General features: G+C 60.6%; 9 protein-coding genes. All 9 read right to left on the reverse strand.

The features are described 5' to 3' along the window. Positions 1-453 precede the first annotated feature (453 nt). Positions 454-1,779, reverse strand: coding sequence for an isocitrate lyase (aceA, locus tag AB1462_RS13290; RefSeq protein WP_003219577.1), 1,326 nt, complete (start codon positions 1,777-1,779; stop codon positions 454-456). 495 nt (positions 1,780-2,274) lie between these two features. Then, positions 2,275-3,012, reverse strand: a complete 738-nt coding sequence (locus AB1462_RS13295) for a secretin N-terminal domain-containing protein (RefSeq protein WP_090402817.1) — start codon at positions 3,010-3,012, stop codon at positions 2,275-2,277. A 148-nt stretch (positions 3,013-3,160) separates the two neighbouring features. Next, complete coding sequence (locus AB1462_RS13300) at positions 3,161-3,583, reverse strand: GNAT family N-acetyltransferase (RefSeq protein ID WP_090402820.1); 423 nt, start codon at positions 3,581-3,583, stop codon at positions 3,161-3,163. Further along, positions 3,576-4,742, reverse strand: a complete 1,167-nt coding sequence (locus AB1462_RS13305; RefSeq protein ID WP_367246826.1) for a cupin domain-containing protein — start codon at positions 4,740-4,742, stop codon at positions 3,576-3,578. The genes AB1462_RS13300 and AB1462_RS13305 overlap by 8 nt, the downstream gene beginning before the upstream one ends. A gap of 84 nt (positions 4,743-4,826) precedes the next feature. Then, positions 4,827-6,197 carry an adenylosuccinate lyase gene (purB, locus tag AB1462_RS13310; protein ID WP_367246827.1) on the reverse strand — a complete coding sequence of 457 codons (1,371 nt, stop codon included), beginning with the start codon at positions 6,195-6,197 and terminating at the stop codon, positions 4,827-4,829. A gap of 125 nt (positions 6,198-6,322) precedes the next feature. Beyond that, the gene (hflD, locus tag AB1462_RS13315; protein ID WP_090402824.1) at positions 6,323-6,946 is read right to left on the reverse strand and encodes a high frequency lysogenization protein HflD; all 624 of its coding nucleotides are present in this window, start codon (positions 6,944-6,946) and stop codon (positions 6,323-6,325) included. Continuing rightward, positions 6,943-8,067 carry a tRNA 2-thiouridine(34) synthase MnmA gene (gene mnmA, locus AB1462_RS13320; RefSeq protein ID WP_090402826.1) on the reverse strand — a complete coding sequence of 375 codons (1,125 nt, stop codon included), beginning with the start codon at positions 8,065-8,067 and terminating at the stop codon, positions 6,943-6,945. The genes hflD and mnmA overlap by 4 nt, the downstream gene beginning before the upstream one ends. A gap of 59 nt (positions 8,068-8,126) precedes the next feature. Further along, entirely contained in the window at positions 8,127-8,573 is a 447-nt protein-coding gene (locus AB1462_RS13325) for an NUDIX hydrolase (RefSeq protein WP_090402828.1), read from the reverse strand. A 222-nt stretch (positions 8,574-8,795) separates the two neighbouring features. After that, positions 8,796-11,021, reverse strand: a complete 2,226-nt coding sequence (locus tag AB1462_RS13330) for an NADP-dependent isocitrate dehydrogenase (protein WP_259193337.1) — start codon at positions 11,019-11,021, stop codon at positions 8,796-8,798. Positions 11,022-11,490 lie beyond the last annotated feature (469 nt).

Consider the following 11,490-nt stretch of genomic DNA (forward strand, 5'->3'; position numbering starts at 1 on the left):
GGCATTTGATCAATTATGTTTTGTTTAATCTGCAACGAAGTTTTCATGTTCCAAATGATAATGAATATTGTTTGCGTGGGGTTTAAGCGATTGTTTCTCATGCCGCGGGGTAAGTTGCCGTTACTTGCTTGATTAGCGCTAGTTGCCAGAGCGGATCTTTTAACCGATTTATCTGCAGCGAATACCGCTCTGGATCAAGGTTTTGTACAAAATCTTCAGGTTGCATGGGTTGCCCTTGTAGGAGGGGGCTTGCTCCCGATTGCTGAGTGTCAGTCAATAACGCTGTTGCTGGTCCACCGCTGTCGGGGGCAAGCCCCCTCCCACATTTTGCCCTTATTGAATCAGTGAGATAGGTAGCGGCAAAAAAACGCCCCGAACCAGTCGGGGCGTCAGATCGTGCGGCACTGCGGTTAGCTCTTTAACGGGTCCGCAGTGGCCGTGTGCTCACATCGATCAGTGGAACTGCTCTTCTTCGGTCGAACCGGTCAGCGCGGTCACGGACGAGGTGCCGCCCTGGATCACAGTGGTCATGTCGTCGAAGTAGCCGGTGCCCACTTCCTGCTGGTGCGCCACGAAGGTGTAGCCCTTGGCGGCGTCAGCGAATTCCTGTTCCTGCAGCTTCACGTAGGCGGTCATGTCGTTGCGGGCGTAGTCGTGCGCCAGGTTGAACATGCTGTGCCACATGTTGTGAATGCCGGCCAGGGTGATGAACTGGTGCTTGTAGCCCATGGCGGACAGTTCGCGCTGGAACTTGGCGATGGTCGCGTCGTCCAGGTTCTTCTTCCAGTTGAAAGAAGGCGAGCAGTTGTAGGACAGCAGTTGGTCCGGGTATTCCTTCTTGATCGCTTCGGCAAAGCGGCGGGCTTCGTCCAGGTCCGGCTTGGCGGTTTCGCACCAGATCAGGTCGGCGTACGGCGCGTAGGCCAGGCCGCGGGCGATGGCCTGGTCGAGACCGGCGCGCACTTTGTAGAAACCTTCCTGGGTGCGTTCGCCGGTCACGAACGGCTGGTCGTAAGGGTCGCAGTCCGAGGTCAGCAGGTCCGCAGCGTTGGCGTCGGTACGGGCCAGGATGATGGTCGGCGTGCCGGCAACGTCAGCCGCCAGGCGCGCAGCAGTCAGCTTCTGTACGGCTTCCTGGGTCGGTACCAATACCTTGCCGCCCATGTGGCCGCATTTTTTCACCGAAGCCAGTTGGTCTTCGAAGTGCACGCCGGCAGCGCCAGCTTCAATCATGCTCTTCATCAGCTCGTAGGCGTTCAGTACACCGCCGAAACCGGCTTCGGCGTCAGCCACGATTGGCGCGAAGTAGTCGATGTAGCCTTCGTCGCCCGGGCCTTTGCCGGCTTTCCACTGGATCTGGTCGGCACGACGGAACGAGTTGTTGATGCGCTTGACCACGGTCGGCACGGAGTCCACCGGGTACAGCGATTGGTCGGGGTACATGGATTCAGCGGAGTTGTTGTCCGCTGCCACTTGCCAGCCGGACAGGTAGATCGCCTGGATACCGGCTTTCACCTGTTGGACTGCCTGGCCGCCAGTGAGGGCGCCCATGCAGTTGACGAAATCTTTCTCGGGGCGGAAGGACGGCTTGGCACCTTGGGTGACCAGCTTCCACAGCTTCTCGGCGCCGAGTTTTGCAAAGGTGTGCTCAGGTTGAACCGAGCCACGCAGGCGGACGACGTCAGCAGCGGAATAAGCGCGGGTTACGCCTTTCCAGCGTGGGTTTTCAGCCCAGTCTTTCTCGAGGGCTGCAATTTGCTGTTCGCGTGTCAGTGCCATGGGGGAAAACCTCGTCGCATAGGTCTAGGTGGAAAATTCCATTTGCCAGCCACGTAGTGAATGCGTGGTTGTGGCCGCTCGCTGACCAGAAGCTTAGGTGTTCAAGTCAAGTTCGGCGGGGTAGGCGACGGGATGAACGATGGCTCAAGGGCGGGAGTTGAGCAGGTAAGGGCGAACTGCGAACGGTCTTCGGGCATCGTGGGCCTTTGTACGATCCATCAGTGTGTAGCCGGGTTACCTGGTTAGCTTCCGTCCCTCGGGACAACTTCGTTCCAGTCGCAACCTCGTCAAACACACCTTGTGGGCGGTACAGACACGAATCGGCTCGGGTGGGTAGCTTTGAGCGTCGATTCGAAGGCCCTTGCCAGGGCCCCTGATTAGCGGGAGCGAGGCCATCATGCCCATGCTTTTTTGGATCGTCAAATGTTTTGTAGTGCTTTTTTTATGGCACTACATCTTTAGTCTAATACGACTCATCAGTCAGTTTTTGGTGCTTCAGTTCAGGGTGTCGACTTTAACCCGCAACGTCAGGTCATCACGGCCCTGAGTAGAATAGCTGCGGGTTGTAGAGGATTTATCGGCCTGGGTCTCACGGTTGATGCCGGCCAGGGGGATCCATTCGCCGAGACGCCCACTGACGGTTGTGTCGGTACTTTGCACATTCACTACATCGGGACGTTCCTGGCTCATGCGGTCACGGTTGGTACTGATCGCCAGATGCACGGTCTCGCCGGTGACGCTGGCGGTGACGTAGAAGCCCTGGGTGACGTTGCGGTACTGGGTCTGGTTCTGCGGGCGACCGTAAGCATCCGGTTGGGTTGTGGTCAGTGGCACGCTCTGCCCGACCTGGATCAGCGCGGGCACGCCTTCGCTGGCCTGGATCTGCTGGATGCCGCCGTCGCGGCTGGCGGTGCCGTAGCTGATGATGCGGGTCTGGCTGTCGCCGCTGTTCTGCTGGTTGTTTTCATTGGTGTCGACGGTGATCAGCAGGCGCCTGGCCGGTGTGTCCAGTTGGGCAAGCAGTGCGCGCAGGTCCTGGATCTTGCCGGGGGCGGCGTTGACAATAAGCTGGTTGCCGTAGGCGCTGACGGTGCCGTCCTTGCCGATGAAGTTTTGCGCCACGGGCAGCAGGTCGGTGCTGGTGCGGTTGCTCAGGTTGACGACTTCGGTGTCGGCCATTGCTGAGCAACTGGCGGTCAGGAGGAGGGCGGTGAGCAGGGTGCGTAGGGACATGTCCGTTATCTCTGCGAGTCATTTAGGCTTGATAGTGCCAGTTTGTCGGCCTGGTGGGTCGCAAGTTGAATTGTAGACGGCAAAATGCCCTGGCATGGCAGGGCATTTGGGGTGTTGCTGAAGCAGCTATCGGGGGCAAGGCCTCGGATCAGCCCCCGCGCACCATATCAACATGGGGAATCCCGACTTCCAGGAATTCCTCGCTGACGATCTTGAAACCCAGCCGCTCATAGAACGGTGCCGCATAGACCTGCGCACTCAGGAACTGCTTAGCCTGGCCGCGCTTCTCGGCCACGCCAATCACCGCCTCCATCAGCTTGTCGCCGACCTTCAGCCCGCGCCAGTCCTTGAGGACCGACACACGGCCGATCTCGCCGCTGGGCAGCAGGCGCGCGGTACCAATCGGAAAGTCGCCTTCGAATGCAAGGAAATGCACCGCGTCTGCGTCGTCCGCGTCCCACTCCAGTTCGGGTGGGACCGATTGTTCCGCGATAAATACCGTTTCACGAATGCGCCGAATCTCGGCGATATCCTTATGCCAGTCCGCGACACTTACGTGAATCTTATTCATCGGCAAACCCCAGGCTTCCTTGCTTGACCAGCTCGCACAGCAGGTCGCGGGCGTCTTCGTCCAGCAGCCATTCGCCGAGGTTTTCGGCGTGCAGTGCATCGGCGGCGCAGACCAGTTTCAGCAGTTCGCGCAGTTTGCCCGGCAGGTAACGGCTCTGGCCGCTGGCGAACAGCAATACGTCGTCGTCTACTTCCGACCAGGCCATGCGGGCGCTTGGGTTGCGCACCAGGATCGCGCCGTCTTGCAGGCTGCTGATGAAGTCGTCTTCGCCCAGTTCTTCGCCCGCCACCATTTCCGGGTAGCGCGGCTCGGTCATGAATTGGCCGAACCAGGTCAGCAGCATGCGCTCGTCGCTCATGTGCTCGGCCAGCAGGCTCTTGAGGCGGTCGAGGGCGTCGCTCTGGATCTGGTGCGGGTCGCTGACCGGCTGCGCGTCGGCGTCGGTGTAGCGCTCTTCGTCGGTCAGGTACTGGGCGAGGAAGTCGGTGAAGTGGGTCAGTACTTCAGCGGCGCTTGGTGCGCGAAAGCCTACCGAGTACGTCATGCAGTCATCTTCGGCGATGCCGAAATGCGCCAGGCGCGGCGGCAGGTAGAGCATGTCGCCCGGCTCCAGCACCCATTCGGCGCTTTCTTCGAATTCGGCGAGGATGCGCAGGTCGGCGTGCTGCAGCAGCGGGCTTTCGGAGTTGCACATCTGACCGATTTTCCAGTTGCGCTTGCCCTGGGCTTGCAGCAGGAATACGTCGTAGTTGTCGAAGTGCGGGCCTACGCTGCCGCCGGGTGCGGCAAAGCTGATCATTACGTCGTCGATACGCCAGCTTGGCAGGAAGCGGAACTGCTCCAGCAGTTCGGCCACTTCCGGCACGAACTGGTCGACCGCCTGTACCAGCAGGGTCCACTCACGCTCAGGCAGGGTGCTGAAGGCGTCTTCGGCGAACGGGCCGCGGCGCAGTTCCCACGGGCGCTCGCCGTGCTCGATCACCAGGCGCGATTCGACTTCTTCTTCCAGGGCCAGGCCGGCGAGTTCGTCGGCGTCGATCGGGCTTTCGAAGTCAGGGATCGCCTGGCGGATCAGCAGTGGTTTTTTCTGCCAGTAGTCGCGCAGGAATTCCCGTGCCGTGATGCCGCCCAGAAGTTGAAGAGGGATATCAGGATTCATGTGTAACCTATTGAAAAAAAGCACTTTTCAGACTGGAATAAAAACGCCCGGCGCGGCCGGGCGTCTCAAGGGGGCTTGCGCGAATCAGATGCGCTTGGCTTGCTCTACAGCGTTGCCGATGTAGTTGGCCGGGGTGAGCAGTTTCAGCTCGGCCTTGGCCGCGGCTGGCATGTCCAGGCCGTCGATGAAAGTTTGCAGTGCTTCAGGGCTGATGCCCTTGCCACGGGTCAACTCTTTCAGCTTCTCGTAAGGGTTTTCGATGTTGTAGCGGCGCATCACGGTCTGGATCGGCTCGGCCAGCACTTCCCAGCACGCGTTCAGGTCAGCGGCGATTTTCTGCGCGTTGAGCTCCAGTTTGCTGATGCCTTTGAGGCTGGCTTCGTACGCGATCACGCTGTGGGCAAAGCCCACGCCGAGGTTGCGCAGCACGGTGGAGTCGGTCAGGTCGCGCTGCCAGCGGGAGATCGGCAACTTGCTGGCCAGGTGCTGGAACAGGGCGTTGGCGATGCCGAGGTTGCCTTCGGAGTTTTCGAAGTCGATCGGGTTGACCTTGTGCGGCATGGTCGACGAACCGATTTCACCGGCAATGGTGCGCTGCTTGAAGTAGCCCAGGGAGATGTAGCCCCAGATATCGCGATCGAAGTCGATCAGGATGGTGTTGAAGCGCGCAATGGCGTCGAACAGCTCGGCGATGTAGTCGTGCGGTTCGATCTGCGTGGTGTACGGGTTGAAGCCCAGGCCCAGCTCGTCTTCGATGAAGGCGCGGGCGTTGGCTTCCCAGTCGATCTCTGGGTAGGCCGACAGGTGGGCGTTGTAGTTGCCGACGGCGCCGTTGATCTTGCCCAGCAGTGGGACTGCGGCCACTTGGGCGATCTGACGCTCCAGGCGGTACACCACGTTGGCGAGTTCTTTGCCCAGGGTGGTCGGGGAGGCTGGCTGGCCGTGGGTGCGCGACAGCATCGGCACGTCGGCGAAGCGGATGGCCAGCTCGCGGATGGCTTCGGCGGTCTGGCGCATCAGCGGCAGCATTACGTCATCACGGCCTTCGCGCAGCATCAGGGCGTGGGACAGGTTGTTGATGTCCTCGCTGGTGCAGGCAAAGTGGATGAATTCGCTGACCTGGGCCAGTTCCGGCAGCTTGGCCGCCTGTTCCTTGAGCAGGTATTCGATGGCTTTGACGTCGTGGTTGGTGGTGCGCTCGATCTCTTTCACACGCTCGGCGTGCTCCAGGGAAAAGTTTTCCGCCAGGGTGTTGAGCACAGCATTGGCTTCGGCGGAGAACGCCGGCACTTCGCTGATGGCGGGGTGAGCGGCCAGGCGCTGGAGCCAGCGCACTTCAACCAGGACACGAGCACGGATCAGACCGTATTCGCTGAAAATAGGGCGCAGGGCCTGGGTTTTGCCGGCGTAGCGGCCGTCAACAGGGGAAACCGCAGTGAGCGAAGAGAGCTGCATGGGGTGTTCTCGGACAGTCGGGCAACGAAATGGGGCGCGTATCATACATGAAAAAATCCGCCGGTCCGTTGCCAACTGACCGGCGTATTACGCGTAACGGCTTGAAAATAGCCTGTTGATGCGACTTATTCGTTGCGCATCAACGGGTAAAGCTCTTTGAGCAATTTGCGTCGGCTGATCACCAGCTGCCAACGATGACCGCCCAATTGCCGCCACAACCGCGCCGAACGAATACCGGCCAGCAGCAGGGCACGGATTTTCGAGGCGTTGTTCGGTTGCTGCAGGTTGCGCATGTCGCCGTGCACCTGGATGCGCTGGCGCAAGGTGCTCAAGGTGTCCTGGTACAGCGCACCGCAGGCGGCGATCACGTTTTCGTGGGCCGGACCGAAGTGTTCTACCTGTGACTGGATCTGTGGCAGGCGTTTGCCGATGGTTTCCAGCATGTCTTCGCGCTTGGCCAGTTGGCGCTCGAGGCCGAGCATCGACAGGGCGTAGCGCAGCGGCTCGCGCTGCAAGGTGCTGGGGTCGCGCTCCAGGGCGCCGACCAGGGCGCGATAACCTTCACGCAGTGCCAGGTCGTCGCCGCCGTAGACTTCCAGGGTGTCCTTGGGGTCGCGGATCAGCAGGCTGCCGAGCATGCAGGTCAGGCCGGCTTCGGTGACCTGGCCGGTCTTGGCGATCTTGTCCACGAGCACGGCGGAGAGAAATACCCCGCCGAGTGCCGTCAGTTGCTCCTGGGTCGGGCTCATGCCGGGTTGCTCCAGGCTTCGGCGACTTCAATCACGCCGCCGCCCAGGCAGATTTCGCCGTCATAGAACACCACCGACTGGCCAGGCGTGACCGCACGTTGCGGGTCATCAAAGGTGGCGCGGTAGCCCGTCGCGGTTTTTTCCAGGGTGCAGGGCTGGTCGCTTTGGCGATAGCGCACCTTGGCAGTCAGGCGGCGCGGAGTGCTCAAGTCGATCGGGTTGACCCAATAGATCTCCGAGGCCAGCAGCGCGCCCGAGAACAGCAGCGGGTGCTCATTGCCCTGGCCGACGATCAGCACGTTGTGCTCCAGATCCTTGACCAGCACGTACCACGGCTCTTCGCCGGCGTCTTTCAAGCCGCCGATGCCCAGGCCCTGGCGCTGGCCGATGGTGTGGTACATCAGGCCGTGGTGACGGCCGATCACTTCACCCGCGGTGGTCTTGATCTCGCCCGGTTGTGCCGGCAGGTATTGCTTGAGGAAGTCGCTGAAGCGGCGCTCGCCGATAAAGCAGATCCCGGTGGAATCCTTCTTCTTGGCGGTCGCCAGGCCATGTTGCTCGGCGATCCTGCGCACTTCGGGTTTTTCCAGCTCACCCACCGGGAACAGGGTCTTGGCGATCTGTTCGCCGCCGACGGCGTGCAGGAAGTAGCTTTGGTCCTTGTTCGGGTCCAGGCCCTTGAGCAGTTCGGTGCGGCCATCGATGTCGCGGCGGCGCACGTAGTGGCCAGTGGCAATCAGGTCGGCGCCGAGGATCATGGCGTAGTCGAGGAACGCCTTGAACTTGATTTCGCGGTTGCACAGGATGTCCGGGTTCGGCGTGCGACCGGCCTTGTATTCGGCCAGGAAGTGCTCGAACACGTTGTCCCAGTACTCGGCGGCGAAGTTGGCGGTGTGCAGCTTGATACCGATCTTGTCGCACACGGCCTGGGCGTCCGCCAGGTCGTCCATGGCGGTGCAATATTCCGTTCCATCGTCTTCTTCCCAGTTCTTCATGAACAGGCCTTCCACCTCATAACCCTGCTCCATGAGCAGAACGGCGGAAACGGAAGAATCCACGCCGCCGGACATGCCGACGATGACGCGCTTCTTTTGTGTGTCAGAAGGGGCTGGATCACGCATAGGGTTTCAACGGGTGTCTTGAAAAAGGACGCGATTCTAGCAGGCCTGGGCCCGCAAGGCTAAAGAGAAGGGCGGATCAATTCCAGACTGTGACGCTGGCCGCTCAGATAATCATCGATACAGCGGATAATCAGCTCGCTGCGCCAGTCGTCGCGCACGGCCATCAGCTCGTCGCGGGTCAGCCAGCGGGCGCGCACGATACCTTCGTCGAGCGGATAGTCCGGGTGGTGTTTCAAGGCCTTGGCGGTGAAGCACACCCGTTGGTAAGTCACGCCATTGCTGGGTGCGGTGTACAGGTAGATGCCGACGATGCCCGTGGCTTCCACGTCCCAGCCGGTTTCCTCGAGGGTTTCGCGCACGGCGGCCTCGGTCAGGGTTTCATGCGGGTCGAGGTGGCCGGCGGGCTGGTTGAGCACGGCGCGGCCGCCCTTGAGTTCTTCGACCATCAGGAACTTGCCGTTGTCTTCGACGATGGTGGCGACAGTGATGTGGGGTTGCCAGGTCATTGGAGGCCTCGATTCAAGATATGACGCGGTGTTTGGGCGCAATTGCGATCAGTGTGGGAGGGGGGGCTTGCCCCCGATGACGGTGTGTCAGTTACCAATAGCTCGACTGATCCATCGCTATCGGGGGCAAGCCCCCTCGCACATTTGATCCGGTTTCTTCCGTTGAACGGTAGAAACAGAAGCCCCGGCACGGGGCCGGGGCTTCTTTGCAACCTTACAACCTTACTTCAACTTGGCAATTGCCGCGTTGAGGGTGTTGCTTGGGCGCATGGCCTTGCTGGTCAGCTCCGGGTTCGGCGCGTAGTAGCCGCCGATGTCCACTGGCTTGCCCTGTACGGCATTGAGCTCGGCAACGATGGTTGCTTCGTTCGCGGCCAGGGTCTTGGCCAGTTCGCCGAATTGACCTTGCAGTGCAGTGTCTTCGGTCTGGGCGGCCAGGGCTTGGGCCCAGTACAGCGCCAGGTAGAAGTGGCTGCCGCGGTTGTCGATGTTGCCGACTTTGCGCGATGGCGACTTGTTGTTGTCGAGGAACTGGCCGGTGGCCTGGTCCAGGGTCTTGGACAGCACCAGGGCTTTCGGGTTGTTGTACGTCACACCCAAATGCTCGAGGGAAGCGGCCAGGGCCAGGAACTCGCCCAGGGAATCCCAGCGCAGGAAGTTCTCTTCCAGCAGCTGTTGCACGTGCTTCGGTGCCGAACCGCCGGCGCCGGTTTCGAACAGGCCACCGCCATTCATCAGCGGCACGATCGACAGCATCTTGGCGCTGGTGCCCAGTTCCATGATCGGGAACAGGTCGGTCAGGTAGTCGCGCAGTACGTTACCGGTTACCGAGATGGTGTCCAGGCCCTTGCGGGTACGTTCCAGGGTGAACTTCATCGCGTCGACCGGCGACATGATGCGGATGTCCAGGCCTTCGGTGTTGTGGTCTTTCAGGTAGGCCTGGACTTTCTCGATCACTGCGCCATCGTGGGCGCGCTGCGGGTCCAGCCAGAAGATGGCCGGGGTGTTGCTGGCGCGAGCGCGGTTGACGGCGAGTTTGACCCAGTCCTGGATCGGCGCGTCTTTGGCCTGGCACATGCGGAAGATGTCACCGGTTTCGACTTTCTGCTCCATCAGCAGGTTGCCCTTGCTGTCGGTGACGCGGACGACGCCGTCGGCCTTGATCTGGAAGGTCTTGTCGTGGGAGCCGTATTCTTCGGCCTTCTGTGCCATCAGGCCAACGTTCGGCACGCTGCCCATGGTGGTCGGATCAAACGCGCCATTGGCCTTGCAGTCTTCGATGACGGCTTGGTAGATGGTGGCGTAGCAGCGATCCGGGATCACGGCCTTGGTGTCGTGCAGCTGGCCGTCGGTGCCCCACATTTTGCCGGAGTCACGGATCATGGCCGGCATCGAGGCGTCGACGATCACGTCGCTCGGCACGTGCAGGTTGGTGATGCCTTTGTCGGAGTTGACCATCGCCAGGGAAGGGCGAGCGGCGTAGACCGCCTGGATGTCAGCTTCGATCTGCGCCTGTTGCTCGGCCGGCAGGGCCTTGATGCGGGCGTACAGGTCGCCGATGCCATTGTTCAGGTTGAAGCCGATCTGTGCCAGCACGTCTGCGTGCTTGGCCAGGGCGTCTTTATAGAACTCGGCAACGATCTGGCCGAACATGATCGGGTCGGAGACCTTCATCATGGTGGCTTTCAGGTGGACCGACAGCAGCACGCCTTGTTTCTTGGCGTCTTCGATTTCAGCGGCGATGAAGCTGCGCAGGGCGTTCTTGCTCAGTACGGCGCTGTCGATGATTTCGCCGGCCTTCACGGTGGTCTTTTCTTTCAGGACGGTGGTGGTGCCGTCTTGGGCGACCAGCTCGATTTTGACCGCGTCAGCGGCTTCGATCTGCACGGCTTTTTCGCTGCCGTAGAAGTCGCCGTTGCTCATGTGGGCAACGTGGGACTTGGAGTCGGCAGCCCAGGCGCCCATCTTGTGCGGGTGCTTGCGCGCGTAGTTCTTGACCGACAGTGGTGCGCGGCGGTCGGAGTTGCCTTCGCGCAGTACCGGGTTCACGGCGCTGCCCTTGACCTTGTCGTAACGTGCGCGGGTTTCTTTTTCCGCGTCGGTGGTTACGGTTTCCGGGTAGTCCGGCAGGGCGTAGCCCTGGGCCTGCAGTTCCTTGATCGCGGCTTGCAGCTGCGGGGTCGAGGCACTGATGTTAGGCAGCTTGATGATGTTGGCTTCAGGCGTAACGGCCAGGTCGCCCAGTTCGGCGAGGTGGTCCGGGATAGCCTTGTCGCCCAGTTGCTCGGGGAAGCTTGCGAGGATGCGCCCTGCGAGGGAGATGTCGCGGGTTTCCACGGCAATATCAGCGGAAGCGGTGAAGGCCTCTACGATAGGCAGCAGTGAATAGGTGGCGAGGGCTGGGGCTTCGTCGGTGAAGGTGTAGATGATCTTCGAGCGGGTGGGCATATTCGGATTAACTCTCTTCTTTGCTGAAAGCGTGCGCAGAAACTCGAGATGCGCCGGGTGGAGCGCGTTCGTTCAAAGTCATCCATGAGCGAAAGGTCGAGGTTTCTTCGCGGTGATGTTGGGTTGCATCAGTCGAGCGTCAAGCGGGTGGACTATTGTATTAGTCCTGCTTTGTAGCGGAGGGCCCTGTTCCAGAGCGGTCTGCCATCGTGACTCTTTGGTCAGCGGCGGCATTATACATAGGTCGCTATGCTTACGCCGAGCCTTCATACAAAAGGTGTGTCGTCCATTGGTCTAAAGGTCGCAGGTACCGGGTTACGCCTAAAGTCGCACGATGTGCTCAAGATTGGCGCTTTTCCCTTTGCTTTCAGGCTTGTAGGCGACAATTTATGCTGTTTTCGAAGCAAATGAGCATGGCGCGAGGTTTCAGTCGCCATTTATCTGGAGTAGGCTCGAACGCAGCCAGATG

This window comes from Pseudomonas sp. SB113 (assembly GCF_040754745.1).
In the GTDB taxonomy this organism is placed as follows: domain Bacteria; phylum Pseudomonadota; class Gammaproteobacteria; order Pseudomonadales; family Pseudomonadaceae; genus Aquipseudomonas; species Aquipseudomonas grimontii.